26 protein-coding genes are annotated in these 26,542 nt (G+C 64.6%); 13 read left to right on the top strand and 13 right to left on the bottom strand.

What is annotated here, in order from left to right; genetic code table 11:
* Nucleotides 1-2 precede the first annotated feature (2 nt).
* Nucleotides 3-608: a PolC-type DNA polymerase III gene (locus tag NJH59_RS04045; protein WP_253086433.1), complete on the top strand. Its 606-nt coding sequence runs from the start codon at nt 3-5 to the stop codon at nt 606-608.
* Here NJH59_RS04045 and NJH59_RS04040 read toward each other — a convergent pair.
* Entirely contained in the window at nt 605-1,063 is a 459-nt protein-coding gene (locus tag NJH59_RS04040) for an Lrp/AsnC family transcriptional regulator (RefSeq protein ID WP_253086432.1), read from the bottom strand. The two genes, NJH59_RS04045 and NJH59_RS04040, sit on opposite strands and share 4 nt — an antisense overlap.
* Before the next feature lie 152 nt (nt 1,064-1,215).
* Between NJH59_RS04040 and yedA the strand changes: the two genes are divergently transcribed.
* From yedA to NJH59_RS04025, 3 genes are all read left to right on the top strand, one after another.
* On the top strand, nt 1,216-2,148 hold the full coding sequence (gene yedA, locus NJH59_RS04035) for a drug/metabolite exporter YedA (RefSeq protein ID WP_058540581.1): 933 nt from the start codon (nt 1,216-1,218) through the stop codon (nt 2,146-2,148).
* Nucleotides 2,145-2,999 carry a hypothetical protein gene (locus NJH59_RS04030; RefSeq protein WP_253086431.1) on the top strand — a complete coding sequence of 285 codons (855 nt, stop codon included), beginning with the start codon at nt 2,145-2,147 and terminating at the stop codon, nt 2,997-2,999. The genes yedA and NJH59_RS04030 overlap by 4 nt, the downstream gene beginning before the upstream one ends.
* Before the next feature lie 66 nt (nt 3,000-3,065).
* Nucleotides 3,066-4,397 (top strand): DEAD/DEAH box helicase, encoded by a 1,332-nt coding sequence (locus NJH59_RS04025; RefSeq protein ID WP_054916356.1) that lies wholly within the window; start codon nt 3,066-3,068, stop codon nt 4,395-4,397.
* An 81-nt stretch (nt 4,398-4,478) separates the two neighbouring features.
* On the opposite strand, the gene NJH59_RS04020 is transcribed toward NJH59_RS04025, so the two are convergent.
* Together NJH59_RS04020 and NJH59_RS04015 are read right to left on the bottom strand one after the other, a co-directional pair.
* Complete coding sequence (locus NJH59_RS04020; protein ID WP_253086430.1) at nt 4,479-5,714, bottom strand: TIGR03862 family flavoprotein; 1,236 nt, start codon at nt 5,712-5,714, stop codon at nt 4,479-4,481.
* A 151-nt stretch (nt 5,715-5,865) separates the two neighbouring features.
* Complete coding sequence (locus NJH59_RS04015; RefSeq protein WP_054916358.1) at nt 5,866-6,780, bottom strand: histone deacetylase; 915 nt, start codon at nt 6,778-6,780, stop codon at nt 5,866-5,868.
* A gap of 98 nt (nt 6,781-6,878) precedes the next feature.
* Between NJH59_RS04015 and NJH59_RS04010 the strand changes: the two genes are divergently transcribed.
* Nucleotides 6,879-7,304, top strand: a complete 426-nt coding sequence (locus NJH59_RS04010) for an EamA family transporter (protein WP_043863863.1) — start codon at nt 6,879-6,881, stop codon at nt 7,302-7,304.
* On the opposite strand, the gene NJH59_RS04005 is transcribed toward NJH59_RS04010, so the two are convergent.
* Together NJH59_RS04005 and NJH59_RS04000 are read right to left on the bottom strand one after the other, a co-directional pair.
* Nucleotides 7,270-8,115 (bottom strand): phosphatase PAP2 family protein, encoded by an 846-nt coding sequence (locus NJH59_RS04005; protein WP_253086429.1) that lies wholly within the window; start codon nt 8,113-8,115, stop codon nt 7,270-7,272. The genes NJH59_RS04010 and NJH59_RS04005 overlap by 35 nt on opposite strands.
* Nucleotides 8,116-8,117: 2 nt before the next feature.
* Nucleotides 8,118-8,810, bottom strand: coding sequence for a histidine phosphatase family protein (locus NJH59_RS04000; protein WP_253086428.1), 693 nt, complete (start codon nt 8,808-8,810; stop codon nt 8,118-8,120).
* A 384-nt stretch (nt 8,811-9,194) separates the two neighbouring features.
* Here NJH59_RS04000 and NJH59_RS03995 point away from each other — a divergent pair, with 384 nt between their 5' ends.
* The 4 genes from NJH59_RS03995 to NJH59_RS03980 all read left to right on the top strand — a co-directional run bounded on the left by NJH59_RS03995 (nt 9,195) and on the right by NJH59_RS03980 (nt 13,407).
* Nucleotides 9,195-11,240, top strand: a complete 2,046-nt coding sequence (locus NJH59_RS03995; RefSeq protein WP_235384365.1) for a TonB-dependent siderophore receptor — start codon at nt 9,195-9,197, stop codon at nt 11,238-11,240.
* A gap of 65 nt (nt 11,241-11,305) precedes the next feature.
* On the top strand, nt 11,306-11,875 hold the full coding sequence (locus tag NJH59_RS03990; protein WP_043863860.1) for a GNAT family N-acetyltransferase: 570 nt from the start codon (nt 11,306-11,308) through the stop codon (nt 11,873-11,875).
* Between the two features lie 75 nt (nt 11,876-11,950).
* Entirely contained in the window at nt 11,951-12,820 is an 870-nt protein-coding gene (gene tesB, locus NJH59_RS03985; RefSeq protein ID WP_043863859.1) for an acyl-CoA thioesterase II, read from the top strand.
* Nucleotides 12,817-13,407: an HAD family hydrolase gene (locus NJH59_RS03980; protein ID WP_253086427.1), complete on the top strand. Its 591-nt coding sequence runs from the start codon at nt 12,817-12,819 to the stop codon at nt 13,405-13,407. The genes tesB and NJH59_RS03980 overlap by 4 nt, the downstream gene beginning before the upstream one ends.
* 66 nt (nt 13,408-13,473) lie before the next feature.
* Here the strand turns inward: NJH59_RS03980 and NJH59_RS03975 are convergent, their stop codons facing one another.
* From NJH59_RS03975 to NJH59_RS03965, 3 genes are all read right to left on the bottom strand, one after another.
* On the bottom strand, nt 13,474-15,945 hold the full coding sequence (locus tag NJH59_RS03975) for a TonB-dependent receptor (RefSeq protein ID WP_253086426.1): 2,472 nt from the start codon (nt 15,943-15,945) through the stop codon (nt 13,474-13,476).
* A 104-nt stretch (nt 15,946-16,049) separates the two neighbouring features.
* Nucleotides 16,050-16,997 carry a FecR domain-containing protein gene (locus tag NJH59_RS03970; RefSeq protein ID WP_253086425.1) on the bottom strand — a complete coding sequence of 316 codons (948 nt, stop codon included), beginning with the start codon at nt 16,995-16,997 and terminating at the stop codon, nt 16,050-16,052.
* A 1-nt stretch (nt 16,998) separates the two neighbouring features.
* Nucleotides 16,999-17,499: a sigma-70 family RNA polymerase sigma factor gene (locus NJH59_RS03965; RefSeq protein ID WP_043863856.1), complete on the bottom strand. Its 501-nt coding sequence runs from the start codon at nt 17,497-17,499 to the stop codon at nt 16,999-17,001.
* 141 nt (nt 17,500-17,640) lie between these two features.
* Here NJH59_RS03965 and NJH59_RS03960 point away from each other — a divergent pair, with 141 nt between their 5' ends.
* From NJH59_RS03960 to NJH59_RS03950, 3 genes are all read left to right on the top strand, one after another.
* Nucleotides 17,641-18,651: an NAD(P)-dependent alcohol dehydrogenase gene (locus NJH59_RS03960; protein ID WP_054916363.1), complete on the top strand. Its 1,011-nt coding sequence runs from the start codon at nt 17,641-17,643 to the stop codon at nt 18,649-18,651.
* Between the two features lie 244 nt (nt 18,652-18,895).
* On the top strand, nt 18,896-19,144 hold the full coding sequence (locus NJH59_RS03955) for a type II toxin-antitoxin system HicA family toxin (RefSeq protein WP_078481358.1): 249 nt from the start codon (nt 18,896-18,898) through the stop codon (nt 19,142-19,144).
* Nucleotides 19,144-19,485, top strand: coding sequence for a type II toxin-antitoxin system HicB family antitoxin (locus tag NJH59_RS03950; RefSeq protein ID WP_043863853.1), 342 nt, complete (start codon nt 19,144-19,146; stop codon nt 19,483-19,485). The genes NJH59_RS03955 and NJH59_RS03950 overlap by 1 nt, the downstream gene beginning before the upstream one ends.
* An 82-nt stretch (nt 19,486-19,567) precedes the next feature.
* Here NJH59_RS03950 and NJH59_RS03945 read toward each other — a convergent pair whose 3' ends face one another.
* From NJH59_RS03945 to NJH59_RS03925, 5 genes are all read right to left on the bottom strand, one after another.
* Complete coding sequence (locus NJH59_RS03945) at nt 19,568-21,859, bottom strand: autotransporter domain-containing protein (protein ID WP_253086424.1); 2,292 nt, start codon at nt 21,857-21,859, stop codon at nt 19,568-19,570.
* Between the two features lie 290 nt (nt 21,860-22,149).
* Nucleotides 22,150-22,929, bottom strand: a complete 780-nt coding sequence (locus NJH59_RS03940; protein ID WP_043863851.1) for a class I SAM-dependent methyltransferase — start codon at nt 22,927-22,929, stop codon at nt 22,150-22,152.
* A gap of 118 nt (nt 22,930-23,047) precedes the next feature.
* Nucleotides 23,048-24,103, bottom strand: a complete 1,056-nt coding sequence (locus tag NJH59_RS03935; protein WP_043863850.1) for a membrane protein — start codon at nt 24,101-24,103, stop codon at nt 23,048-23,050.
* A gap of 96 nt (nt 24,104-24,199) precedes the next feature.
* A complete protein-coding gene (locus NJH59_RS03930; protein WP_058540570.1) occupies nt 24,200-24,580 on the bottom strand; it encodes a RidA family protein in 381 nt (126 codons plus the stop codon).
* A 28-nt stretch (nt 24,581-24,608) separates the two neighbouring features.
* Entirely contained in the window at nt 24,609-25,745 is a 1,137-nt protein-coding gene (locus NJH59_RS03925) for an FAD-binding oxidoreductase (protein ID WP_253086423.1), read from the bottom strand.
* Between the two features lie 181 nt (nt 25,746-25,926).
* Here NJH59_RS03925 and NJH59_RS03920 point away from each other — a divergent pair, with 181 nt between their 5' ends.
* The gene (locus NJH59_RS03920) at nt 25,927-26,541 is read left to right on the top strand and encodes a helix-turn-helix domain-containing protein (RefSeq protein ID WP_054916367.1); all 615 of its coding nucleotides are present in this window, start codon (nt 25,927-25,929) and stop codon (nt 26,539-26,541) included.
* Nucleotide 26,542: the final 1 nt, after the last annotated feature.

Here is a 26,542-nt window from a genome sequence, read left to right as displayed (position 1 = left end):
TTGTGGAACGTATTGCGGTCATCGACTTTGAAACCACCGGCATCTCGCCGGGTGCCTACTGCCGCGCCACGGAAGTGGCGGTGGTGATGCTCGAACGCGGGCGCATCGTCGATCGCTACCAGAGCCTGATGAATGCCGGCGTGCCGGTACCGGCCTTTGTCGCCGGGCTGACCGGTATCACTACTGCCATGCTGCGCGGTGCGCCGGCCAATGCGCAGGTGATGAACGAGGTGGCCGAGTTCGTCGGCAGCACGCCCTTGCTGGCGCACAACGCCTCGTTCGACCAGAAGTTCTGGGACTACGAACTGAGCCTGATCGGACGCTCGCGGGTGCAGTCGTTCGCCTGTTCGATGCTGCTCTCGCGGCGCCTGCTGCCGGCTGCGCCGAACCACAAGCTCGGCACCCTGACGCGCTGGGCCGGGCTGCCCGACACCGGCACCGCTCACCGGGCCATGGCCGATGCCGAGATGGCCGCCAACCTGGCCCAGCACCTGGCCGGCGAACTGCGCCAGCGCCACGGTATCAGCGAGGTGTCGCACCCGCTGTTCTGCAGCCTGCAGAAGGTTCCGGCAGCCAAGGTTGCCGAAACCCTCAAGCGCTACCGCTAGGCTTTCTTGCCGTTGCTGTCGAGCTGGCTGAGCGGCACCCGTCGCTCTACCGCGCTGGACAGGATGATCGAGGTCTTGCTGAACCCGAACTGCGCCACGTGGTTGATCAGCTCTTCGAGTTCCGGCATCGAGCCGACCGCCGCCTGCATGATCACGCACGGATCGCCGGTGACTCGGTGGCACTCGGTGATCTGCGGGATACGCGCCAGGTCCTCATAGGTCTGCTGGTTGCCGTGGCTGGCCAGGCGCAGCTCGATCACGCACTGGATCGGCAAGCCGATCCGGCTCATGTCGACCTTGGCCTGGTAGCCGGTGATGACCCCGCTGGCCTCGAGCTTGGCCACCCGCTCGGCCACCGCCGGGGCCGACAGGTTGACCTTGCGCGCCAGTTCGGCGAAGGAGGCGCGGCCGTTGTCGAGCAAGGCGGCGAGGAGCATGCGATCGTACTTGTCCATGGGGCGTGGGTACCAGGTGTTGAAACGATGGCGAATCGGGCAAACATCCGTTTTTTCGAAAGTCTGGTGGCCGTATAAACAGGGTTTGTAACTTAAAATTACCCGTTTGGCTTTCTAAACTACAGCTCCAAAACCCTGATTTCGAGCCTCCCATGCCTGCCTCCCGTCGCTTTCCGCTGGTGCTGATCGGTGCCTTCCTGGCCTTGTACCTGGTGTGGGGGTCGACCTATCTGGTGATCCGCATCGGTATCGAGTCGTGGCCACCGCTGCTGATGGCCGGGGTGCGCTTTCTGATTGCCGGCAGCCTGCTGTATGGCTTTCTGCGCTGGCGCGGGGTGCCGGCGCCCAGCTGGGCGCAATGGAAGGCCGCCGGGGCCATCGGCATATTGCTGCTCAGCTGCGGCAACGGTGGCGTGACCCTGGCCGAACATGCGGGCGTGGCGTCCGGGGTCGCAGCCCTGGCGGTGGCGACCGTGCCGCTGTTCACCCTGGTGTTCGGGCGATTTTTCGGGCACCGCAACACGCGTCTGGAATGGGCCGGTATCGGCCTTGGCCTGGCCGGCATCGGCCTACTCAACCTGGGCTCCAACCTGCAGGCCAGCCCGCTGGGCGCGGCGCTGATCCTGTTTGCTGCAGCGTCCTGGGCCTTCGGTTCGGTGTGGAGCAAGAGCCTGCCGCTGCCGGCCGGGCCGATGGCCAGTGCCGCCGAAATGCTGGTGGGCGGCGCGGCGCTGCTGCTGGGCAGCGCGCTCAGCGGTGAACGCATGACCCAGATGCCGACCGCTGCCGGCTGGGGGGCGTTGCTCTACCTGGTGTTCTTCGGTTCGATCCTGGCCTTCAGTGCCTACATGTACCTGCTCAAGCATGTGCGCCCGGCGGCGGCCACCAGCTATGCCTACGTCAACCCGGCGGTGGCGGTGCTGCTAGGCATCCTGTTCGCTGGCGAGCAGATCGGCGTGGAGGAGTGCGTGGCGATGGCGGTGATCATCGGCGCGGTGGTGTTGATCGGCGTTCCGCAATGGCGCAAGGTGCCGGCCAGCGTGGCCACCCCGGCTGACGCCTTGAGGGGTGAGTTGTCCAAGTGAAGCGTCGTATTGCCATGGCAGGCTTGTTGGTTGGGATGCTGTCCGGTTGTGATGAACAGGAAGTCGGCCTGGAGTTTCAGGTATCGGTTATCGACAATTACGCCCACGGCCATGCAGACCGGTATTACGCCGAAGCGGTCCGTAACCTGCTGGCCGAACAGCAGATCGACCTGGCCCGAGTGGAAATGTGGGCCGACGACGAGACCCCTTGGGTGGTGAACCTGCGCATGCCAGGCGACGTATTGACCCCGGCGCGGCGTGAGGCTCTGCAGGCAACGGTCGACGCCGTGCTGGCTGCGCGCCAGGCAGTCACCGGCAACGTCACCCTGACCCTCGCGGATCAACCTGACCAGCCGATCGCGTTGCGGTTGGCCTTCCCCAACGATGTCGCGATCAAGACCCATCCTACGCTCAGCGAAGCGATGCGCTCGCTGATCGAGAACACGGCGCGTGGCGAGGTCGATTGCCGGGTCCCGGTGAGGCTCAGGGCCAACCTGCCCTTCGAGGTGCTCGACTACAGTCAGGGCGTGATGACGCTGCGCACCCCGGACCAGAAGCTCAGGCGCACGCCGGTGCGCCTGGAGTTCGCTGATGGCGGGTTGCGTAGTCAGGTAGCGCGCGGCCAGGTAGCCGTCAGCTTCAGCCGCGAGAAGGACCGCGACCACATGATTTTCGAACTGGGGTCGCTGGGCATGCACAGCTGGACGCCGATGTCGGCGCGCGATTCGAGTCTGAACGAGATCTACGGCCTGTGCCGTTCGCGCGCCAGCCAGCTGGGCAGGCCGCTGTCGCTGTTTGTCGGCAATGGCCTGGATCGCCTGACGTACGTGTACCTGCCGCCTGTGGATTGAAGCTCGGTGAACCCGCGCGAACAGGGTAAACTTGCGCCATTGCTGAATTCCCCAGACGGTATTGCCATGACATTCGCCAAACTTGGCCTGATTGAACCCTTGCTGCGCGCGCTCGAGCACCTCAAGTACACCACCCCGACACCGGTGCAGGCGGCGGCCATCCCGGCCGTGCTGGCCGGCCGCGACCTGATGGCGGCGGCGCAGACCGGCACCGGCAAGACTGCCGGCTTCGCCCTGCCACTGCTGCAGCGCCTGGTGATGGAAGGCGAGAAGGTCGCCAGCAACTCGGTACGTGCGCTGGTGCTGGTGCCGACCCGCGAGCTGGCCGAACAGGTGCACGCCAATATCGTCGAGTACGCCGAACACCTGCCGCTGCGCACCTACGCGGTGTACGGCGGGGTGAGCATCAACCCGCAGATGATGAAACTGCGCAAGGGCATCGACCTGCTGGTGGCCACGCCCGGGCGCCTGCTCGACCTGTTCCGCCAGAACGCGGTCAAGTTCAACCAGTTGCAGGCGCTGGTGCTCGACGAGGCCGACCGCATGCTCGACCTGGGCTTTGCCGAAGAGCTGCGCTCGATCTACGCGGCGTTGCCGGTCAAGCGCCAGACGCTGCTGTTTTCCGCAACCTTCTCCGACGAGATCCGCCTGATGGCCGGGCAGATGCTCGATGACCCGCTCAGCGTCGAGGTCAGCCCGCGCAACGTGGCGGCCAGCAGCGTCAAGCAGTGGGTCGTGCCTGTGGACAAGAAGCGCAAGCCCGAGCTGTTCATGCACCTGCTGCGCAAGCAGCGCTGGAAGCAGGTGCTGGTGTTCGCCAAGACCCGCAACGGTGTGGATGCGCTGGTGGAGCGCCTGCAGGCGCAGGGCGTGAACGCCGACGGCATCCATGGCGATCGCCCGCAGGCCACGCGCCAGCGTGCGCTGGACAGCTTCAAGGCGCGCGAGATCCAGATCCTGGTGGCCACCGATGTGGCGGCGCGCGGGCTGGATATCGACGACTTGCCGCTCGTGGTCAACTTCGATTTGCCGATCGTGGCCGAGGACTACATTCACCGTATCGGGCGTACCGGGCGTGCGGGCAATACCGGCGAAGCCATTTCGCTGGTGTGTGCCGACGAGGTGAACATGCTGTCGGCCATCGAGATGCTCACGCGCAAGACCTTGCCGCGCCATGAAGAGCCGGATTTCGTGCCGGAGCATCGGGTGCCGGAAACCGACGCCAGCGGGCAGGTGGTGAAGAAGCCGAAGAAACCGAAGAAGCCCAAGCAGGGCAGCGGCAAGGGCAGCCTGGGGCGCTGGACCGACAGCGGGGATACCCCCGCAGCCGCGCCGCAGGTCAAGCCGGTGCGCAAGGTGCCGACGTTCAATACCGGGCCGCGCAAGCGCAAGCCTTGATTGGGCACGGGCTGCGCTGCAGCCCTTTCGCCGGCAAGGCCGGCTCCTACAAGGGCTGTGCTTACCCTATAGGCGCCGGCCTCACCGGCGCAGCCACTCCAGCACCCCCAACCCCGCCCTTCGCCCACTGGCAAAGCACGCCGTCAGCAGGTAGCCGCCGGTCGGTGCCTCCCAGTCGAGCATCTCGCCCGCACAGAACACCCCCGGCAACCGGGGCAGCATCAGGTGCCGATCCATCGCCTCGAACTTCACGCCGCCGGCGCTGCTGATCGCCTCGTCCAGCGGGCGCGGTCGTACCAGCGTGATCGGCAACGCCTTGAGCGCTGCCGCCAGGCGCGCCGGGTCGGCAAACACCTCGGGCCCGGTCAGCTCGCGCAGCAGCGCCGCCTTCACCCCGTCCAGGCCCAGCTGACCGTGCAGGTGCCTGGCCATCGAGCGCGAACCACGGGGTTTGCGCAGCGCCGCCTCGATCTTGTCCACAGGCCGGTTCGGCAGCAGGTCGAGCAGCACCGTCGCGCTACCTTCGCGGTTGATCGCTTCACGAATCTGCGCCGACCAGGCATACACCAGGCTGCCCTCGACGCCGCCCTCGGTCAGCACGAACTCGCCCAGGCGCGGCGCCTGGCCGGCCAGGCTCAGGGCGATGTTCTTCAGCGGTGCACCGGCGAACCTGCCCTTGAGCACGTCGCTCCAACCCGTTACCTCGAAGCCGCTGTTGGCTGCCTGCAACGGCGAGATATCCACACCCCGCGCCTGCAGCCAGGGCAGCCAGGCAGCGTCCGAGCCCAGCCGCGCCCAGCTGCCGCCGCCCAGCGCCAGCACCACGGCATCGGCCTGCACGCTCACCTCGCCCTGTGGACAAGTGATCCGCAGGGCGCCGTCGGCATCCCAGCCGTGCCAGCGATGCCGGGTGTGGATAACTACCCCGGCATCGCGCAGGCGCTTGAGCCAGGCGCGCAGCAGCGGGGCGGCCTTCATGTCGCGCGGAAACACCCGGCCGGATGTCCCGACGAAAGTGTCGATGCCCAGGCCGTGTATCCATGCCCGCAGTGCGTCGGCATCGAAGCCGTCGAGCAGGCGCGCGATGTCGTGTTCGCGTTCTGCATAGCGCGAGATGAACGCGGGGTAGGCTTCGGAATGGGTGATGTTCATGCCGCCCACGCCCGCCAGCAGGAACTTGCGCCCCACCGAGGGCATGGCGTCGTACAGGTCTACCCGCACACCAGCCTGGCTGAGGACCTCGGCGGCCATCAGCCCGGCCGGCCCGCCTCCGATAATGGCAACGTGGGGGGCGGTGGTTGGGGGAGTATCGGTCATGGGCGGCTGCAGGCTGGGGATAAAAGAGCGGGCATTCTACCCGACACGGCCCCGCCCAGGCACTGTACAAAAAACGATCAGTACGGTGCAGGCCCCGTGCCACAAGGGCCGGATGGGCTTGCGCTCAGGTTATCCACAGGCAGCTCCACAGTCATTGTGGGTAATCGAGTACCCGTTGTGCGCTGTGGTGCAGTATGCCGTGGCGTCGGGCCAGGGCGTGGCGGTCCTTGCTGTAGCCGCCGCCGATCAGGCCGACCACCGGGATATCGCGCCCCAGGCAGTGGCGCAGCACGGCTTCGTCGCGGGCAGCGACGCCTGCGTCGGTCAGTTGCAGGTAGCCCAGCGCATCGTCCTTGTGCACGTCCACGCCGGCGTCGTACAGCACCAGGTCGGGCTGGTACAGCGGCAACAGGTAGTTCAGCGCGTCGTGCACCACCTTCAGGTAGTCGGCGTCGCCCATGCCGCGCGGCAACGGGATGTCCCAGTCGCTCTGGGCCTTGCGTGCCGGAAAGTTCTGTTCGCAGTGCAGCGACACGGTGATCGCGTCCGGGGTGTCGTGCAGGATGCGCGCGGTGCCATCGCCCTGGTGCACGTCGCAGTCGAAGATCAGCACCCGGTGCACGCGCCCGGCTTCGAGCAGGTAGCGGCTGATCACCGCCAGGTCGTTGAAGATGCAGAAGCCGGCCGGGTGATCGTAGTGGGCGTGGTGCGTGCCGCCGGCCAGGTGGCAGGCGATGCCATGCTGCAGGGCCTGTTCGGCGGCCAGCAGCGAGCCGCCGACCGCGCGCACGGTGCGCCGTGCCAGCGCTTCGCTCCAGGGCAGGCCCAGGCGACGCTGATCTTCGCGGCTCAGGTCGCCATTCATGTAGCGCTCGATGTAGCCCCGCTCGTGGGCCAGGGCGAGGATGTCGCTGGGGCAGAGCTCGGGGCGCAGCAAGGCCGCATCGGTGGTCAGGCCGCTGTCGACCAGGTGGTCGCGCAACAGGCGGAACTTGTCCATCGGGAAGCGGTGCCCGGCAGGAAACTCCGGGCTGTAGTCGTCGTGGTAGATCAGGGGCAGGGGCATGGCAGCTTCTAACCGGGGCAGGCCTCGATCTTGCCAGTTGCTGTACAGCCAGCGCCAGCGATCTACACTGCGCGCAGGTTCTCGACAGGGGTGCACCCATGCTGGCTTCCTGGACGTTCTGGGCGATTCTGTCGGCGATATTCGCCGCCTTGACCGCCATATTTGCCAAGGTTGGCGTGACCGGCATCAATTCGGACTTCGCCACCCTGCTGCGCACGGTGGTGGTGCTGGTGAGCCTGGCGCTGATTCTGTTCGCCACCGGCCAGTACCAGTCACTGGGGTCGATCTCGCCGCGCAGCTACCTGTTCCTGCTGCTGTCGGGGCTGGCCACCGGCGCCTCGTGGATCTGCTACTTCCGCGCCCTGCAGCTGGGGCAAGCCTCGCAGGTAGCGCCTGTGGACAAACTCAGCGTGGTGCTGGTGGCGGTGCTCGGCGTTACCCTGCTGGGCGAGCGACTCGACCTGCGCCAGTGGGGCGGCATCAGCCTGATCACTCTGGGCGTAGTGATGCTGGCATGGCGTTAGCGCGCAGAGGTGTTGCCGGTAACTCCAGCGGTGCCTTCAGCGGTGCCTGCAGCGCGGTGCGGCCATAGAAGCACAGCGCGGTCGGCAGGCAGGTCAGCCAGACGAAAATCCCCGCCCAGAAGGTGTGCGACATGTAGTGCCAGCCCTGCATCACGCGGGTGGTGCCGTACACCATGCCCAGCAGCACGATGAACCCCAGCAGCTTGCGTGCGTGCGCCCAGCGCCAGCGGCGGGCCACGAAGTACAGCGCCATCAGGGTGAAGCCGCTGGAGGCATGCCCGCCGGGCCAGCAGCGCCCGTCACCGGCCTTGTGCAGCAGGTCGAACTGTTGGTACCACTCCAGGCGCGGATGGGTACCGCCGTAGAATGTGGTCTCTACCGGGCAGTACACCCCTGTGTGGCTCTTGAGGTAGTGAATGATGGCGGTGCACAGTGCGAATGCCACCACCACGAACAGCAGGTCGCGCCGGTGCCGGGTGGTGAAGCGCAGCACGCCGGCAATGCGGCTGCGTTGCAGCAGCCGGGTGGCGGCGGCCTGCGGATGGCGGGCGAAAAGCGGCCACACGAAGGACAACAGGGCGCCGATCAGTGCGGCTTCGCCTGTCCAGTTGGGCAGGACGCGGGGCCACTTGTGGGTCACTTTCTCGAACCAGGCGTCGTGCAGCAGGGTGAACTGGCCGCTGGCCGGGTCGATGAACAACTGGCTGAACCAGCGGTCGAGGCCGGTGAGGTCGAAGGCCACGAACACGACCAGTGCCAGCAGCAGGGGCAGGCCCAGGTGGGTGAGGTAGAACGACTGGCGTGGCGACATGCTCATTGCTCCGCCCTGGCCAGCAGCTTGCGCCATTCGGGGGCGTTCATGCGGCCGAGGATTCTCGGTTTGCCGCTGGCGCCCACCGAGACGAATACGGCTTCGGCGTAGGCGCTGGAGCGTTCGCCACCGGGCACGTTCAACTGGCGTTCGAGCTGGTCGATGCAGCCGCTGTGGGTCACCAGCACCAGGTTGCGCTCGGCGGCCTTGCGCGCCAGGGCGTTGTCGGCGAACCCCTTGTTGCATTGCTGCAGCCAGTCCTCACTGGCCGCCAGCTTGCCGAACATGAAGTGTGCGGTTTGCTGGGTGCGGGTCAGGGGGCTGGCCAGTATGTCGGCATGCTCCAGGCCCAGGCGCTGCAGCCCTTCGCCCACCTGCGCCGCAGCCTGGCTGCCCGCCTGGGTGATACCTTGTGGATCATCCAGGCACGGGTTGCGCGAGCGGTCGCAACGCTCGGCATGCCGCACCAGCACGATGACTTCACCTTTGGCCCAGTCGGCATACACACCGCTGTTGCGCATCTGTCTTTCGCTACCCAGGTCCACGATCGCCAACCCTCTGACCAGCCACAGGCTTGAAACGGCCAGTGCAAGCAAGGTGCACAGGCCCAGCAGGAACGTCGCCGAAGGCAGGCGTCGTCGTCGCCCTGGACGGGCTGGGGTCAAGGTCTGGTCGAGTACTGCATCTTGCAACATTGGGCCGCTCCGGCTACCGCGAGAATGTCTGCACGGTAAGCAACGGCCTGTGGTGAATCGGTGAAGGCGATGTGAAAGCCTTGTGGGGCAAGGGGCAACAGCACGTTGCAGTTTCAATTCAATGAAGTAATAAGTTGTTACTCTCGGACATAAACTGAAACGCGGCGTAAATAATGTAAATCGGCTTTGAGTGATAATTGCTCGTAAATAGTATTGCGCATCATTTTCTGATGGTGGGCATTACCAATGGCACAACTTTCAATAAAAAGCCGTCGTTCTGAATCCGGTCATCTGTGTACTGCACTGGGGTTGGCGGTAGCCTCCTGGTCGACAGCCAGTATTGCGCAAACTTCCACACCGGCTGCATCGTCCACCGCATCGTCGGTGGAACTCGATGCCACCGATGTGAAGGGCGTGCACCATGAAACGTTCAAGGTCGATAACGCCTCCTCGCCCAAGTTCACCGCCCCGCTGCGCGACACGCCAAAGTCCGTGACCATCATCAATGAAGCGCTGATCAAGGAGCGTGGCGCCACGTCCCTGACCGATGTACTGCGCACCACTCCCGGCATCACCCTGGGCGCGGGCGAGGGTGGCACGCCACTGGGCGACCGCCCGTTCATTCGCGGCTTCGAAGCCAGTACCGATATCCAGATCGACGGCCTGCGCGACCTGGGCCGCGCCTCCCACGAGGCGTTCAACATCGAGACCGTGGAAATCGTCAAGGGGCCGGGCTCGGCCTACAGCGGCCGGGGTTCCACCGGTGGCTCGATCAACCTGGTGAGCAAGGCGGCCAAGGCCGAGGACTTCATTGGCGGCAGCTTTACCCTGGGTACCGACCAGCTGCGTCGCACCACCCTCGATGTCAACCAGTACCTGGGCGAGCAGGACCTGGCGTTTCGTCTCAACGCGATGAAGCACGAGGCCGACACCCCCGGGCGCGACCATGTCGAGGTTAGCCGCTGGGGCATTGCGCCGACGATCACCTGGGGCCTGCAGGGCCCGACCCGGGTCACCGCCAGTTACTACCACCTGCAAACCGACGACATTCCCGATCAGGGCCACCCGGTTTCGTTGATTACCAACAAGCCGGTGAAGGTCGACCGCGACAACTTCTACGGGCTGGTGGATCGAGACTTCCGGAAAACTTCCGCCGACCTTGCCACCTTCAGCATTGAACATGACTTCAATGAACACCTGAGCCTGCGCAATACCCTGCGCGGTGGCCGCACCATGCAGAACTATGTCATGAGCCGTCCGGTGTTCGCCAATGTGGGCCAGGAAGAGAGCGGGCTGGTGTCCCGGGGCTTTCGCCCGCGCAATGTGGTCAACACGTCGCTGATCAACCAGACCGACCTGTTCGGTACCTTCGACACCGGCACCATCAAGCACACTTACGCAGCCGGTATCGAAGTCAGCCGCGAAACCATCACCGACAAGGACAAGTACCAGGGCAACAACGGACGCCCGGGCGACCTTTACGACCCCAACCCGCACGACGGGGGCTGGACCCTGTTGCCGGGCACCGGCCAGGTCACCAGCAAGTACCAGACCGACACCCGCTCGCTGTATGTGTTCGACACGCTCGGCCTGCATGAGCAGTGGGACCTGAACCTGGGCCTGCGCTACGACGACTACGACGTGAAGAACCGCGTCGCCGGTGGCGCCGAGTCGTCCAGCGAGCTGTGGAACTACCAGGTGGGTATCGTCTTCAAGCCATTGCCCAACGGCAGCATCTACCTGTCCTACGGCACCTCGTCCAACCCGTCGGGCGAAAACACCCAGTCCGGTGGTGCCGATGGTGCCGGTGCCGGCAACCTCAACGGCAACAAGGCCAACCTCGACCCCGAACGCTCGCGCAGCCTGGAGCTGGGCACCAAGTGGGACGTGTTCAACGAGCAGCTGTCGCTGACCGCAGCGGTGTTCCGTACCGAGAAGACCAATGCACGCGTGACCGATCCAGTCTCGGGCCTGGTGGCACTGGATGGCGACCAGCGTGTCACCGGCCTGGAGCTGGGCGCCACCGGACGCATCACCGATGCCTGGGCGGTGTGGGCCGGCTACACCTACCTGGATGCCGAAGTGGTGAAGGCCGGTGGCAACGGCGCCAACGACGGCAACCAGTCCAAGTTCATCGCGCCCAACAGCTTCAGCCTGTGGACCTCGTATGACATCGATGCACGCTGGACAGTCGGCGCTGGCGCCAACTACATGGACGAGCGCTACATGAATGACGCCAATACCATCACCGTCGACGACTACTGGCGCTACGACGCGATGGTCGGCTACAAGGTCAACAAGAACCTCGACCTGCAGCTCAACCTGCTCAACCTGACCGACGAAACCATCTACGACGCCTCGCACGTGGGCCTGTTCGCCACGGTGGCCCCGGGGCGTTCAGCCGAGTTGACTGCCAACTTCCGTTTCTGAGGCTGGGCGCTCGGGCATTGCCTGCCTACGCTGTACACTGCAAGGCAGTGATCACGGAGCAGGCAATGACCCCGATACTTGAACTGGAGAGCGCGCGGCTGCGGCTGCGCCAGTGGCAGGACGACGACCTCGCCGAGTTCGCCGCCCTGTGTGCCGACCCACTGGTGATGCAGTACTTCCCGGCGCCGCTGAGCCGGGTCGAAAGCGCCGCACTGATTGGCCGCATCCGCGGCCATTTTGCCGAGTACGGGTTCGGCCTGTGGGCCCTGGAGCGCCAGGACAGCGGGGCGTTCATCGGCATGACCGGCTTGCTCAATGTGAGCTTCGATGCGCCGTTCACCCCGGCGGTGGAGATCGGCTGGCGCCTGGCGCGGCGCCACTGGGGCCAGGGCTTCGCCAGCGAGGCGGCCTGGACCTGCCTGCGCTGTGCGTTCGCCCAGCTGGGCCTGGACGAAGTGGTGTCGTTCACTACCCAGGGCAATCTGCCGTCGCAGAAGGTGATGCAGGCCATCGGCATGCAGCCCGATCCGCTGGGCGACTTCGAGCACCCGCGCCTCGAGCCAGGCCACCCCTTGCGCCCCCATGTGCTGTACCGGATCAACCGCGCCCAGTGGCAGGCCACCTTGCATGGCTGAATCGCAGAACATACAGGCCGCCAATGACAAACCCTGTATTATTTGCGCCCTGGGCCTTGCTTTGGAGAATCTCGAATGAGCCACGTGTTGGACGATCTGGTCGACCTGTTGAGTCTGGAGGCGATCGAGGAAAACCTGTTCCGCGGACGCAGCCAGGACCTGGGCTTTCGTCAGCTGTACGGGGGCCAGGTACTCGGCCAGTCGCTGTCGGCGGCCAGTCAGACGGTCGAAGAGGCGCGCCACGTGCATTCGTTGCACGGCTATTTTCTGCGTCCGGGCGATGCGTCGATGCCGGTGGTGTATTCGGTGGACCGCGTGCGTGACGGCGGCAGCTTCAGCACCCGCCGGGTGACGGCGATCCAGAAGGGCCAGCCGATCTTCACCTGCAGCGCCTCGTTCCAGTACGACGAGGAAGGCTTCGAGCACCAGGGCCAGATGCCCCAGGTGGTCGGCCCCGAGAACCTGCCGTCGGAAGTGGAACTGGCCGAGCGCATGGCCGATCAGTTGCCCGAGCATATTCGCGACAAGCTGCTGTGCGCCAAGCCCATCGAAGTGCGCCCGGTGACCGAGAAGGACCCCTTCAACCCCAAGCCTGGCGACCCGGTGAAGTACGCGTGGTTTCGTGCCGACGGCAACCTGCCCGACTCCCAGGCGCTGCACAAGTACATGCTGGCATACGCCTCGGACTTCGGCCTGCTGACCACTTCGCTGATGCCCCATGGCAAGTCGGTGTGGCACCGCGACATGCAGCTGGCCAGCCTCGACCATGCGCTGTGGTTTCACGGCAACCTGCGCGCCGATGACTGGCTGCTGTACGCCATGGACAGCCCGTGGGCGGGCAATGCGCGCGGCTTTGCCCGTGGCAGCATCTTCAATCGCGCCGGGCAACTGGTGGCCTCGTCGTGCCAGGAAGGCCTGATTCGCCATCGCAAGGACTGGGCATGAGCCTGCGCTCGATTCGCCACTGGGTGTTCGACATGGACGGCACCCTGACCGTTGCCGTACATGACTTTGCGGCCATTCGCGTGGCGCTGGACATCCCGGCGCAGGACGACATTCTTACCCATCTGGCGGCCCTGCCTGCGGCAGAGGCGGCGGCCAAGCATGCCTGGCTGCTGGAGCACGAGCGCGAACTGGCAGTGGCCTCGCAGGCGGCGCCGGGGGCGGTGGCGCTGGTGCGCGAGCTGGCGGCGCGGGGCTGCCGGCTGGGGATCCTGACGCGTAATGCGCGCGAGCTGGCGCATGTGACGCTGGAGGCGATCGGCCTGGCCGACTGCTTCCCGGTGCAGGACATCATCGGCCGCGACGAGGCTCCGCCCAAGCCGCACCCGGGCGGGCTGCTGCAACTGGCCCAGGCGTGGGACGTGGCACCGGCGCAGATGGTGATGGTCGGTGACTATCGCTTCGATCTGGACTGCGGGCGTGCGGCGGGTGCGCGCACGGTGCTGGTGAACGTGCCGCAGAACCCGTGGCCGCAGCTGGTGGATTGGCATGCGGCTGATTGTGGGGTGTTGCACGGGATGCTGCAGTAGGTCCGTGCTGGCCTCTTCGCCGGCCTTGCCGGCGAAGAAGCCCGGATCATCAACCCAGGCCCTCGATCAGAACGCCCAGCGCGTAGTCAGCATCAGGTTGCGCGCTTCGCCATAGTAGGTGGTGTCGAAGTTGCCCAGCCCGGCCAGGTAGCGTTTGTCGAACACGTTGTTGGCGTTGAGCGTGAAGCTCAGGTGGTCGTTGTACTGGTAGCGGCCCATCAGGTCGACCAGGGTGTAGCCACCCTGCTTGATGAAGGTGTAATCCTTCACCGTAGGGCTGTAGATCTGGCCGTAGAACGCGCTCTGCCAGTTCACCCCGCCACCCACCGTGACCTTGTCCAGCGCCCCCGGCAGGCGGTAGGTGGTGAACAGCCGCAGCAGTTGCTCAGGCTTGGTGGTGCTCATCGGCGAGCCGAAGATGCGCTGGTGGTCCTTGTCGCGAGAACGCGCATAGGTATAGCCGGCCGACAGGTTCCAGCCCTCCTGCAGTTCGCCGGCAATCTCCAGCTCCACGCCCTCGGTGGTTGCGCCGCGGGTAGCCTTGTAGATCCCCTCGTTGGTGTTGGTGGTGCCGGTCTTCACCGCCACGTTGTCCTGCTCGATACGGAACAGCGCCAGGCTGGCATTGAGCCGCCCCTCGAAGTAGGCCGCCTTCAGCCCTGTCTCGTAGCTGTCGCCCTCCACCGGATCCAGCGGGGTGCGGTTTGCGTCCTTGTAGGTCTGTGGCTGGTAGATCGAGGTGTAGCTGGCATACACCGAGTAGGTGTCGTTGAGGTCATACACCACGCCGGCATACGGGGTCACCACGCCATGCTGCTTGTAGCCGGCCTGGTTGTCGCTGAAGTACACCGGGTTGAGGCCGTCGTAATCGTAGTTGTCGTTGTACTTGAAGGTGCTGACGCGGGTGCCGAGGATCAGCGACAGGTCGTCGGTGGGGCGCAGGCGGGTGGCGATGTACGCGCCGTTCTGGCGCTTGGTCTGCTCGTACTTGCCGTTTTTCGGGAAGTCCGGCACGCCGATCTTGCCGTTCCATTCGTAGATGTTGCCCGGTGTGCCGCCCAGGCTGGTGTCCCAGGTGGCGCCGGTCTGGCGCGAGTTGGCCGCGTTGAAACCCATCACCAGGTCGTGCTGGCGGCCTAGCAGGGTGAAGGGGCCGGACAGGTTGATGTCGGCGGTGTTCTGCACCCGGTGACCTTCCCAGCGGCCCCAGAACATGAACATGCCTTCGCCCGTGGCACGGTCGGGATTGCCGCCGCTGGCGGAGGCAAGGCGCGTGTCGTGGTCGCTCTGCAGCTGGTTGACGCTGAGCTTCAGGCTCCAGTCGTTGGCCAGCGCCTGCTCCAGCGAGGCGAAGTAGGTGCGGTTCTGGAAGTCGCGACGGCTCCAGTCGGCCCCCGGGTTGAACCGGCGCGAAAAGTCGGTGCGTCCGCCATCGGCGAAGTACACCGGGTTGCCGGTCCAGGAGGTGCCGCGCGGGGTGGTGGTCTGCTGGTCGATACCCACGCTCAGCAGGGTGTCGGGGGTGACGTCGACTTCGAGGATGCCGTAGTACACCTCTTTCTTCTGCTGGTAGTGGTCCTGGTAGCCCTTCCTGTCCTGCTGCGCGCCGACGAAGCGCCCGCGCACGCTGCCGCTGTCGTTCAACGGGCCGGAAACATCGCCTTCGCCACGGTAGTCGTCCCAGCTGCCGGCGCTACCCGACAGCGAGGCCTGGAACTGCGCGGTGGGTTTCTTGCGGATCAGGTTGACGGTGGCCGAAGGGTCGCCGGAACCGGTCATCAGGCCGGTGGCCCCCTTGAGCACTTCGACGTGATCGTAGATCGCCATGTCGACATGCGCGGTGCCTTCATCGTATACGCCGTCGTAGATGGTGTTGACGCCGTCGTACTGGAAGTTGGTGATGGCCAGGCCACGGCTGGAGAATTCGGTACGGTCGCTGTCGTAGGCCTGGGCGGAGACGCCGGGGGTGTTGCGCAGCACGTCGGTGATGCTCTGCGCGCCCTGGTCATCCATCTGCTGGCGGGTGACCACGGTGACCGATTGCGGGGTTTCGCGGATCGACAGCGGCAGCTTGGTGGCGGTGCGGGTAGCGGCGGTGGTGTAGGCGCCGGTGTTTTCGGTGGTCTCGCCAAGGGTATTGCTTTCGATGCTGGTGGCCCCCAGCTCGACGGCGCCGCCGTTGCCGGCTGGCACCAGCACGTAGCCGCCATTGGACTGGCGCTGGGCCTGCAGGCCGCTGCCCGCCAGCAGTCGCGCCAGGCCTTCATCGATGCTGTAGCTGCCCTGCAGGCCCGCCGATTGCAGGCCCTGGGTTTGCCGCGCATCGAACGACAGGGTGATGCTGGCGCGGGTGGCGAACAGGCTCAGCGCGGTGCCCAGCGGGCCTGCGGCGATCTGGAAGTGGGTGCTTGCGCTTTGTGCCAGGGCGTTTGACGGCAGCACCGCCAGCAACGGCAACGATGCCAGCGGCAGGCTGAGCAGGGCCAGGTGGACGGCGCGTAGCAGAGGGCGAGGCGCTCGCGGGCAAGGGGCGGACATGCAGGTTTTCCTTCGATTGGCTGGGCAGGGTCGCGGCTTTTTTTCCGCTTTAACTGCGTAGCCGAATGAGAATGAAAATCGGCAACCCGTTTTTCGATGTTTTTTCAGACCGGCTCGACGCTCACCCAGTACCGCGTGAGGTAGCGTACCTTGACCGGCAGCGAGGTGCCCAGGTTCTGCAGGACGGTGTCGGTATCGTCGATGCGAAAGGCGCCGGACAGGCGCAGGTCGGCAATACGCTCATCGCAGCGCAGCAGGCCGGGACGGTAGCGGCGCAACTCGCTGATGAAGTCGGCCAGGCGCCACTCGATCACGGTCAGCATGCCGTCGGTCCAGGCACCTGTGCCGGGGACCGCGCTACCGACCGCTCCGAGCTGATGCGCGTCGAAGCTCACGCTTTGCCCGCTGTCCAGGCGCAGCACTTGCCCGGGCTGATCGGCGGGGCGGACCTCCACGGCGTGCTCCAGTACGCTGACCCGGCTCAGGCCGCCCTCGCTGTGCACGCTGAATCGGGTGCCCAGGGCGCGGATGCGGCCTTCCGGGGTTTGCACCAGGAAGGGCCGGCCTGCGGCGTCGGCGGCGGTTTGCACCATGATTTCGCCGCTGTACAGGCGCAGCAGGCGCTGCTGGCCGTCGAATTCGATATCCAGCGCGGTGTCGGTGTTGAGTTCCAGTTGACTGCCATCGGCCAGTGTCACGTGGCGGCGCTGGCCCTTGCCGGTACGCAGCCCGGCCATCAGCTCGCGGCCCGTGTCGCTTTCGCGCACGGCCCAGCCGGTGATGCCCACGCCCATCAGCAGGGCCAGGGTCTTGAGCACGGCGCGGCGTCGCGCGCGTACGCCGGCCAGGGTCGGCAGGGCCACGTCGGCGGGCAGGCGGCCAAGCTGGCGCTGCAGTTTTTCCACCCGCGCCCAGGCCTGGGCATGGGCCTGGCTCTTGCCCAGCCAGTCCCGCCAGGCCTGCACCTGGGCCTCGCTGGGCGGAGCGGCGTTGAGCTTGACGTACCAGCTGGCCGCCGCCTCCAGGGTTGAGTAGTCCAGGGGCTGGGCCATGTCAGTCGTCCGTCAGCAGCAGGCAGTGGGTCATGGCGCGAATCATGTGTTTTTTCACCGTGGTCACCGACACGCCCATGCGCTCGGCGGTGGCCACGTAGCTCAGGCCCTCGAGCTGCACCGCCAGGAATATCTGCCGGGTGCGTTCGCCCATGCCGTCGAGCAGGGTATCGACGGCCACCAGGGTTTCGAGAATCAGCAGGCGCGTCTCTGGCGACTCGACGACGCGCTCCGGGCGGGTGGCCAGCTCGGCGAGGTAGGCCTGTTCCAGGGCCTTGCGGCGAAACTTGTCGACCATCAGCGCATGGGCGATGGCGCCCAGGTAGCTGCGCGGTTCACGAATGGTCTGGGCATTGCGTGCGGTCAGCACCCGGATGAAGGTGTCCTGGGCAAGGTCTGCGGCATCGCTGGCGTTGCCCAGGCGCGCGCGCAGCCAGCTTTTCAACCAACCGTTGTGTTCGCTGTAGAGCGCGTGCAGGGCAGCGTGATCGGGTGCGGGCATGGCGCGGAGGATACTGAGTAATTGATAATTAGTCGCATTATTGTGGTTTGCCGGCGGATTGTGCAAGTGCTGGTGCTTGACCTGCGTCAGGCACGGGCGAAGACTGGTTGACCCTTTACAGACACGAGCGAGGCGCTTCCCATGAGCCACAAGGCCATTTACGTTCAACCCGGCGGCGGATATGACAAGGTGCAGGTGGGCACGTGCGAAGCGCCGGCGCCGCAGGCGGGCGAGATCACCGTGCGCCTGCGTGCCAACTCGCTCAACTACCACGACTTTGCCGTGGTCAGCGGCATGTGGGGGCCTGCCGAGCCGCGCATTCCGATGGCCGATGGTGCCGGTGAAGTGGTGGCCGTGGGCGCCGGGGTCAGCGAGTTCGCTGTCGGTGATGCGGTGGTCAGCACCTTCTTCCCCGACTGGCTGGATGGCGCGCCGCTGATCGAAGGCTTTGCCACGGTGCCGGGCGATGGCATCGACGGCTATGCCCGCGAGCAGGTGACGGGCCGTGCCACTTCGTTTACCCATGCGCCCAAAGGTTGGAGCCACGCCGAAGCGGCCACGCTGACCACTGCGGGCTTGACCGCCTGGCGTGCACTGATGGCCGACGACGCACTCAAGCCAGGCGACACGGTGCTGGTGCAGGGCACCGGTGGGGTATCGATCTTCGCCTTGCAGTTCGCCAAGCTGGCGGGTGCCACGGTGATCGCCACCTCCTCCAGCGACGCCAAGCTCGAACGCCTCAAGGCCCTGGGCGCCGACCACCTGATCAACTACCGCACCACCCCGGCCTGGGGCGAGCAGGTGCGCAGCCTGACCCACAATCGTGGTGTGGACCATGTGATCGAAGTGGGCGGCCCGGCCACGCTGGAGCAATCGATGATTGCCGCGCGCATTGGCGGGCACATCTCGTTGATCGGTATCCTCACCGGCGTGGCGGGGCAGTTGCCGCTGGTGCAGGCGCTGGTGCGCCAGTTGCGCCTGCAGGGGGTACTGGTAGGTAGCCGTGCCCAGCAGCAGGCCATGGTGCGCGCCATCGACGCCAACGGCCTTCGCCCGGTGATCGACAAGCACTTTGGCCTGGAGCAGATCGCCGATGCGTTCCGCTATCAGGAAACCAACCAGCATTTCGGCAAGATTGTGCTGGATATCTGAGGCACGCCCCGACACGACAAAGCCCGCTTCTGGCGGGCTTTGTCGTGTCTGATACGAGGAAATCAGGTAAGGCGGGTAGGCAGTTTCCTCAATTGGGATGAGAGGTGTCTTGACCACTGTGGGGCTGCTGTTCACAGCGGTTCATCTGGGGTTTCCTGGCGCGCCTGAGTCTGCAGGTGAACGAAAAGGCATGAATTGTCTTGGCGGAATCTTGCGACTAAAATCAGTCGCAGTCGGAGGTTCAATGTCCCGCCACGAAAAGCTTCTGGCCAAATTGAGCAACAAGCATTCCGTATTCACCTGGGGTGAGCTGACCGCGCTTTTGAGCGGCTTTGGATATCGACAGATCAACGGTAACGGAAGCCGAGTGAAGTTCGATAACGGGAATCCGCTGGCGATGATCAACTTGCATAAGCCACATCCCGGCAACGAGCTGAAGGCTTACATCAGATGCCAGGTTATTGAACACTTGAAAGCCGGAGGGTTGATTTGATGGGCACACTGTTGCATTACAGGGGGTATCACGGCTCCATTGAAGCCAGCCCAGAAGACAACTGTCTATACGGCAAGGTGCAGTTCATCCGGGCTCTGGTGAGCTATGAAGGAGAGACTGTGGCACAGTTGGACGCGGCATTTCGCGAGGCCGTGGATGACTATCTACACACATGTGCAACCTTGCATCAGGCTCCCGAAACCCCATGTAAAGGCTCATTCAATGTGAGGGTTGGCCATGACCTGCATTTGGCCGCCAGCGTGGTTGCCAACCGGCAGAGTATTTCGCTCAACGACCTGACGCGCCGGGCATTGACCGCCTACCTGAGTCACCATGAGTAGTACGATACGCTTGCAGCGCGCCTGAATACGCGCCACGACAAAGCCCGCTTCTGGCGGGCTTTGTCGTGTCTGGCGGTTGAGGTCAGAAGTCGTAGCGCACGTTGGCGGTGAAGGTGTCGGCATCGAAGCCGCTGCTGGTCAGGTAGTTGTACGACCCCCCCACGCTCCAGGCACCGACGCGGTAGGTTGCGCCCAGGCCCAGCTCGTAGCTGTCGCGGGCCGGGGTGGCGCCGCGGGTGGTGAATGGCGTGCCACCCAGCACGAAGGTGGAGGTGGTGCCGGCCTTGTCGCCGATGAAGTCATGCCAGGCCATCAGCTTGGCTTCGGGCTCCAGGCTGCCCACGCCCAGGTCGAAGGCGGCTGCCAGGCGTGCGCCCAGGCCCATCTCGCCGATTTCGTAACGCTGGCTGCCGACGTGGAGCGCCGCCGAGCTGCCTTTTTCACGGTACGAGTCGATCGAGACATTGGCGTAGCGCGCGCCGATCTGCGGCTCGAGCACTACCTGGCGGTCGAGCTGGAAGGTGTAGCCGGCCAGCGCGTTGACGCCGAAGATCTCGCTGTCGTAGTCGGCCTTGGCGCGGCTGCCGGCGATGTAGCGTTTGGACTCGTTGTCGTTCCAGCCGTACATCACCGAAGCGTCGACGAAGTAGTTGTCGTGGGTCCAGTTGCCGTACAGGGTCAGGGCATGGCCGCTGACATCGGTCTTGTTGCCCCGGTCGGATTTGACGTCGCTGGTCAGGTAGCTGTACGCCAGGCCCACGGTGGTATCGGGGTCGAGCTTGCCGTCGGCGCCCACGGCGATGCCGTTGGTGTTGGCATCGTAACCGTCGATACCGTGGCGACGATCCTGATCGGCATCGCTGGACAGTGCCTGTACCCATACGCCAGTGCCCGACAGGCCTTCACCGGACGACAGGCCGTTGCGGGCATTGCTGGAGCGGCGGGTGACGGCGTTGCCCACCAGGGTCTGACTGCTGGTGGCGGCATTGATCACGCCGCGGCTGACATCCGGGGTCAGGGTTTCGGCGAGACTGGCCAGTTGCGCATCGCTGCTGGCGTTGGCGAAGGCCTGGAATACCGGATCGCTTTCGCTGAGCCGGCCCATCACGGTGTTCTTGAACGGTTGTATGGCATTGACCGCATTGCGCGAAGCACGGGCGCCGAGCAGGTTCTGCTCGATCGCTTCATCGCTGCGGGTTGCGACCAGCGCCTTCACGTCCTGGCCCTCGATGCCGAAGTTTTTCACTTCGAGCAGCGCCGAGGACGAGACCACCGACAGGTTCTGCGCTTCTTCCCAGGTGCCGGAGTTCAGCAGGGTGTAGCGGGTGCCCTGGGCCGGGGTGCGGAAGTCGTCGGAGCGGGCTTGCAGCTCGATCTGGCTACCTGCGGAGAAGTAGGTGTTGCCGGTCACCTTGAGGATCGGTGAATCGGGCAGCGTCGTGTTATCCAGCAGCAGACGCAGGCGGGCGGTGTCGCTGTCGAGGTCGAGATCGCCGTCCAGCGTGGTGTGCGGCGCCAGCAGGGTCAGGGTGCCACCGTCGATGTCCACGTAGCCGGCACGGATGGTCGAACCGCCGAAAGCCACGTCGCCTTTGACCAGCACGCCACTCAGCCCCAGCAGATCGCCTTTTACCTGGCCGCCGGACCAGTAGAAGTACGACTGCGCGTTGCTGTCTTCGGCCAGAATCGCCGCAGTGCCGCCTTCGAGCAGGCCGGCGGTCTGGGTGATCGAAAACAGGTTGCTGCCGCTCAGGTTGACCAGATGGATGCCGATGCCATCTGCCGAAATGGTGCCGCTGTTGTTGATGTTGCTTTTGTAGGGCGGGGTGATGGACCCGCTGAAGACGGCATTCTCGACTTCGATACCGGCCGAGTCGGCGCCACGCGCGGTGATGGTGCCGCTGTTGATGATGCTCGACTGGGTGGAGGTGATCATCATGCCGTTGGCGTTCTGGCCCGTCACGGCAATGCTGCCGCTGTTGATCACATCACCGGCAATATTGGCCAGGTACAGGTCCAGGCCCATGGCGCCTTCGCCGGTCACGTTGATGCTGCCCTGGTTGACCAGGTTGCCGCCGATGCTAGAGTCGAGGGTGAGGGAAATGGCCGAGGGAATATCGGTGGCACTCGCCGCGCTGAGGTTGATCGCGCCGCTGTTGGTCAGGTTGCCCAGCACAGTGACATCGATCAGCTCGACGCCGGCGTTCTGCGATTTGCCGCTGAAGGTGGCGCTGCTGAAGGTATCGCCGGTATTGCTGTAGGCACCGGAGCTGAGGTCGTGATTCAAGTCGATAGCGGGAGAGGCATTGGCCGTGGCTGTAGCAGCGGCAATGGAAAGCGCCAGCAGTGAGCGGCGCAGCGATGCAGTATTCAAGAGGGTGTCCCTTCCAGGGTCGGAAACCGACGCGGGACAACCAGCGCATGCTGCGTCTGTTTCGGCCATCCCTGCCGGCTTGTCAGTGAGTGCTGAATCAAGCGCTGGGTACTGTACAGGATGGTTGTAGGACAATTCAGCAGCAAAAGCCGGGTAGGCTGCTTTTCACGGAAAAAATGTGAATCAGCCTGCATCTGTAGGGAAAACAGGCAGATTGGCGGGAATTTAATGGGTCGTGTGGGGTCGACCGGTGTCGTCCTGGCGAAGGCCAGGACGTCTTGCAACCGCAATCAGGCGAAGCTGATGTTGATGCGCTGCTGGCCGTAAACGACTTTGGCGGCAGAGATCAGCTGGTGCGGGATCTCCACGAACGGAATGTCGGAGTTGGTCAGGGCGATGTCCACCAGTTGCACCATGATCGAGTTCTTGCGCACCAGGATCACGTCCGACCAGTCGGTGTTGGTCATGGCCAGCGGGATGAAGTCGGAGCGCTTCATGAAGCTGCTCAAGGCTTCCAGCACGCCCAGGTTCTGCTTGGTGCCGTTGGGGCTGTGGCAGCAGTCGTTGAGCAGGATGAAGCCATCCGGGCCGACCAGTTCCTGGTAGTACATCAGGTCGCGCAGGATGAATTCGTACTGGTGGCTGGCATCGATGTACACCACGTCGAAGGTCTCGATGCCGGTACGCGGCTGGATCGCGTCGATGGCGCTGATGGTGTCGGCGCGGATGACGGTGACGTTGTCCTTGTCGGCGAAGCGGTCCAGGCATTGCTGGTAGAGGTTGTCGAAGGTGGCCTGCTCATGCATCGGGCCGCCGTAGTAGTAGGCGTATTTCTCTGGTGGCTCGACCCATGGCGGCAACTGGTCGAATGGGCTGTAGTCGTCATTGGAGGCAGGGCTCCAGCTGTCGATCAGCACCATCTTTTCCGGGGTCAGGGCCTGGTAGAGCTTCATCGCGTTTTCGCCGCGCAGCACTCCCAGTTCCGCTACCACCGGCTGCTTGCCATAGGCGGTAAACACCGCGTTGAGTACGTGATAGAAGGTTTCACGGTAGGTTGTGCAGACTTTCATCGGTGACCTGCTCTGCTGCTAGTTCGGTTGCCAAGCATATCGGCCTGGCAATCGATTTCGAGAGGGCCGGTTCGATGCAATTTGTGACGCGCCCGATCAGCGCGTCACTGTGCATTGCTCAAGCCTGGGCCAGGCGGCCGACGCGTAGCCAGCCAAGCACGACCGCGCCAATCAGCAGGAAGCCGAGGTAGCCGAACAGCGGGTAGACCTGACCCACCAGGCTGACGAACCCGACCAGGCTGCCAACGAACGCCAGGGCGCCGGCGGCCGCCGAGCCGATGCGGAACGTGCGGGTGCCCGCTGGCAGCAATCGCGCCGAAAAGGAGTACAGGGTGCCGACGGCGGTGTTGAGGATCATCAGGAAAATGACCACGGCCATCACCAGGCCAAGCACCGGTGAAATCTCGGTGGCGATGGACAACATGGGCATGGGCAGGTCGGCCACGCTGTCCAGGCGCGACAACAGCCCCAGGCTCATCACCAGCATCAGCACCCCCAGCAACGCGCCGCCGAAGATGCCACCCCAGATGGCGTGCTTCTCGGTCTTTGCGGTGCCGCCCATGATCGACAGAAAGGGCACCCCGGCCACGATGTTGTAGGACACGTACAACAGTGCCCCCAGCAGCCAATGGCTGGCGCCGGCGTCCTGCTGGCTGGCCAGTTGATCGAGCTCGCCGAAACTCAGGCCTCGGGTGGCCACACCATACAGGGCCACCGCTACTGCCGTGAGAATCAACAGCGGGGTGGCGGCGCCGATCATGCCAATCACCTTCTGCACATCCAGGCACACGATGGCGACCACGATCACGGTTACCGCCAGGCTGCCGAACAGGGCCGGGATGCCGAACTGCTGCTCCAGCAGGGCACCGCCACCGGCCAGCATGACCACGGTCACCGCAAACATGAAAAAGGTGATCATCAGGTCGACGAAGGCGCCCAGGTAGCGTCCGCACAGGGCGTTCACCACGTCTTTATGGGAGCTGGCCCGCAGGCGGCTGCCCATGCCTGCCAATGCCATGCCGAGAAAGATGAACAGTGAGGCGCTGACCACTGCCCCGAGCAATCCCCATACGCCGAAATCGACGAACATCAGCAGCAGTTCCCGACCGGAAGCGAACCCGGCGCCAACAATCACACCGACGAACGCGCCGGCTATTTTCAGGCTCTCTTTCATGACGATTTCCCTCGAATTATTGTTGTTAGGGCTTATGGGGCGGGCCACTTTCCGTGGCCATGCCGGGGCATCGCAGTGGCAGGCGGCAAGGGTGTGCTAGCGGGCGCCGACCCAGGCCTGGACTTCGATCTCTACGTCGACCCCCAGTGCCAGCTGGCTGCCGCCGACCGTGGAGCGCACCGGAAAGCCATTGTCGAAGTAGCGCTTGTACACCTCGTTGAAACCGGCGAAATGTTGCATGTCGGTCAGCCAGACCGTGGCCTTGACCACCTGATCGAACCCCACACCGCACTCGGTCAGGGTTTCGCCGATACGGCTCATGACCGCCTCGGTTTGCTCGCGGATATCCCCGAGCACCACGTTGCCCTGTGGGTCCATTGGTACCTGCCCCGAGAGAAACAGGAAATCGCCGACACGGATGGCCTTGGAGAACGGGTAGGGCAGATGGCTGGGGTAACGCTGCAGTTGTTCGGACATGGCATTGAACCTCGTGGGTGATGAATGATTAACGCAAGCGGGCAGGTGCCAGGCGCTGTGGCTCGACACCTTGATGAAGCAGTGCTTGGGGCAGCGGCTGATCGAGCAACTGGGCGCAGGCCAGTTGCGACACGCCGGCCGCAGACTGGATGCCATAGCCGCCCTGTGCCGCGAGCCAGAAGAAGCCTTCGCGGTGATTGTCCCAGCCGACCACCAGGTCGCCATCGGCGACGAACGAGCGCAGGCCGGCCCAACTGTGACGCGGGCGGCGGATGGTCAGGGAGGTGGCGGCCTCGATGTGGTAGATGCCGGTGGCGATGTCCAGCTCTTCAGGCATCACGTCATGAGGCGGCACGGGGTCGGCGTTGGCCGGGGAGCCCAGCAACTGGCCGGCATCGGGCTTGAAGTAGAAGCTTTCGTCGATGCCGATCACCGTGGGCCAGCGCGAGAAATCCATGCCCTGGGGGCCGTCGAAGGTAAAGGCTGTGCGTCGGCAGGGCTGCAAGCCGATGGGCTTCACGCCGCACTGCTGCGCAACCTCATCAGCCCAGGCGCCTGCGGCATTCACCAGCGTGCGCGCGCGCAACTGGCGACCGTCGGCCAGGGTCAGGTGCCAGTGACCGCCTTCGCGCGTGGCGACGCTCAGTTGCGCATCGCATTGCAGCACACCACCGGCACGGCGCGCGGCGCGCAAGAAGCCCTGGTGCAGCGCATGCACGTCCAGATCGCGGGCGTCGGTTTCGAGCATCGCGCCAACCATTGCTTCCGGGTTCAGGCACGGCACCAACGCGAGCGCATGCTCGGTACCGATCAACGACACATTGCCAGCCTGTGCTGCACCGGCAGCGAAGGTCTGTTCCAGCAAAGCCTGTTGCCCTTGGCCTGCGACATACAGGCAACCGCGAGGCTCCAGCAGCGCATGCTCGGTGAAATCAGCGGGCGGTTGCTCATAGAAAGTGCGGCTGGCGCGGGTCAAGGCCTGGATCTGCGGTGTGCCGTAACTTTCCATGAACATGGCTGCGGAACGGCCGGTGGCGTGATAGCCCGGCTGGCTCTCGCGCTCGAGCACCACGACCCTGGCTTGCCCAGCCAGGCGATAGGCCAGGGAGGCCCCCGCTATACCGCCGCCAATGATGGCGAAATCGAAACATTCGCTGTCGTGCATACCGAGGTGCCTCCTGTTCCGAGTGGGAGAAGCAATGTCTTCGCCGCTGTTCTTGTAATTCTCAGATACGAGAAATGTAAGATATGAGAATTTTCCAGTCAACCTATTACCTTGAGGTATTATTTTTGGCCCTTGCCCGGCTTGGCCCAAGGCATCGTTTCCGTATGGCAGAGAAGTTTGCATGAGCTCCGATCCAGTCTCGCGTTCCCCGGCCCACCCCTTGATAGATCGCGCCCAGGTGGGTGCCCGTCTTCGTGTCATACGCAAGAACCAGAAGCTCACGCTCAAGCAATTGTCCGAGCGTTCAGGCGTGGCGCTGTCGACCCTGTCGAAGATGGAGCTGGCGCAGGTATCGGTGAGTTACGAGAAGCTGGCGGCGGCAGCGCGGGCATTGGGTGTGGACATCGCCCAGCTGTTCAGCCCGGCCAAGGTGAGCGTGGGGGCGGTACAGCCCACGGTGGTGAGCACGGCCATCGATACGGCGGCGGGTTACAGCACGGGCAACTACGAGTACCACCCGATGGCGGGGGATTTTCCCGGGCGCAACATGACGCCGATGTATGCCCGCATCTGCGCGCGTGAGATGAGCCAGTTCGAAGACTACATTCGCCACCCCGGGCAGGAGTTTGCCGTGGTGCTTTCGGGCCGTGTGCGCATTCAGTTCGAAACGGGTGAATCCGTCAGCGTTGGTTGCCGGGAGACGGTGTATTTCAACAGCGCGATCGGGCACATCTACCTGGCTGAGGGCGAGGCGGGGAGTGACGCCGAGGTGATGGTGGTAATGACGGAGGTCTGAC

Origin of the sequence: Pseudomonas sp. VE 267-6A, assembly GCF_024126555.1 — a bacterium.
Classification (GTDB): domain Bacteria; phylum Pseudomonadota; class Gammaproteobacteria; order Pseudomonadales; family Pseudomonadaceae; genus Aquipseudomonas; species Aquipseudomonas palmensis.
This window is presented reverse-complemented; position numbering and strand designations above follow the sequence as displayed.

Bases quoted from the DNA above. Each gene is read 5' to 3' on its own strand.
- NJH59_RS03980 (WP_253086427.1), top strand. From the start codon at position 12,817: ATGAGCCTGCGCTCGATTCGCCACTGGGTGTTCGACATGGACGGCACC.
- yedA (WP_058540581.1), top strand. From the start codon at position 1,216: ATGCCTGCCTCCCGTCGCTTTCCGCTGGTGCTGATCGGTGCCTTCCTG.
- NJH59_RS03935 (WP_043863850.1), bottom strand. From the start codon at position 24,103: ATGAAAGAGAGCCTGAAAATAGCCGGCGCGTTCGTCGGTGTGATTGTT.
- NJH59_RS04010 (WP_043863863.1), top strand. From the start codon at position 6,879: ATGCTGGCTTCCTGGACGTTCTGGGCGATTCTGTCGGCGATATTCGCC.
- NJH59_RS03940 (WP_043863851.1), bottom strand. From the start codon at position 22,929: ATGAAAGTCTGCACAACCTACCGTGAAACCTTCTATCACGTACTCAAC.
- NJH59_RS03970 (WP_253086425.1), bottom strand. From the start codon at position 16,997: ATGGCCCAGCCCCTGGACTACTCAACCCTGGAGGCGGCGGCCAGCTGG.
- NJH59_RS04040 (WP_253086432.1), bottom strand. From the start codon at position 1,063: ATGGACAAGTACGATCGCATGCTCCTCGCCGCCTTGCTCGACAACGGC.
- NJH59_RS04000 (WP_253086428.1), bottom strand. From the start codon at position 8,810: ATGTTGCAAGATGCAGTACTCGACCAGACCTTGACCCCAGCCCGTCCA.
- NJH59_RS03965 (WP_043863856.1), bottom strand. From the start codon at position 17,499: ATGCCCGCACCCGATCACGCTGCCCTGCACGCGCTCTACAGCGAACAC.
- NJH59_RS04020 (WP_253086430.1), bottom strand. From the start codon at position 5,714: ATGACCGATACTCCCCCAACCACCGCCCCCCACGTTGCCATTATCGGA.
- NJH59_RS04025 (WP_054916356.1), top strand. From the start codon at position 3,066: ATGACATTCGCCAAACTTGGCCTGATTGAACCCTTGCTGCGCGCGCTC.
- NJH59_RS03930 (WP_058540570.1), bottom strand. From the start codon at position 24,580: ATGTCCGAACAACTGCAGCGTTACCCCAGCCATCTGCCCTACCCGTTC.
- NJH59_RS03960 (WP_054916363.1), top strand. From the start codon at position 17,641: ATGAGCCACAAGGCCATTTACGTTCAACCCGGCGGCGGATATGACAAG.
- NJH59_RS03990 (WP_043863860.1), top strand. From the start codon at position 11,306: ATGACCCCGATACTTGAACTGGAGAGCGCGCGGCTGCGGCTGCGCCAG.
- NJH59_RS04015 (WP_054916358.1), bottom strand. From the start codon at position 6,780: ATGCCCCTGCCCCTGATCTACCACGACGACTACAGCCCGGAGTTTCCT.
- NJH59_RS03925 (WP_253086423.1), bottom strand. From the start codon at position 25,745: ATGCACGACAGCGAATGTTTCGATTTCGCCATCATTGGCGGCGGTATA.
- NJH59_RS03920 (WP_054916367.1), top strand. From the start codon at position 25,927: ATGAGCTCCGATCCAGTCTCGCGTTCCCCGGCCCACCCCTTGATAGAT.
- tesB (WP_043863859.1), top strand. From the start codon at position 11,951: ATGAGCCACGTGTTGGACGATCTGGTCGACCTGTTGAGTCTGGAGGCG.
- NJH59_RS03950 (WP_043863853.1), top strand. From the start codon at position 19,144: ATGGGCACACTGTTGCATTACAGGGGGTATCACGGCTCCATTGAAGCC.
- NJH59_RS04005 (WP_253086429.1), bottom strand. From the start codon at position 8,115: ATGTCGCCACGCCAGTCGTTCTACCTCACCCACCTGGGCCTGCCCCTG.
- NJH59_RS03975 (WP_253086426.1), bottom strand. From the start codon at position 15,945: ATGTCCGCCCCTTGCCCGCGAGCGCCTCGCCCTCTGCTACGCGCCGTC.
- NJH59_RS03955 (WP_078481358.1), top strand. From the start codon at position 18,896: ATGTCCCGCCACGAAAAGCTTCTGGCCAAATTGAGCAACAAGCATTCC.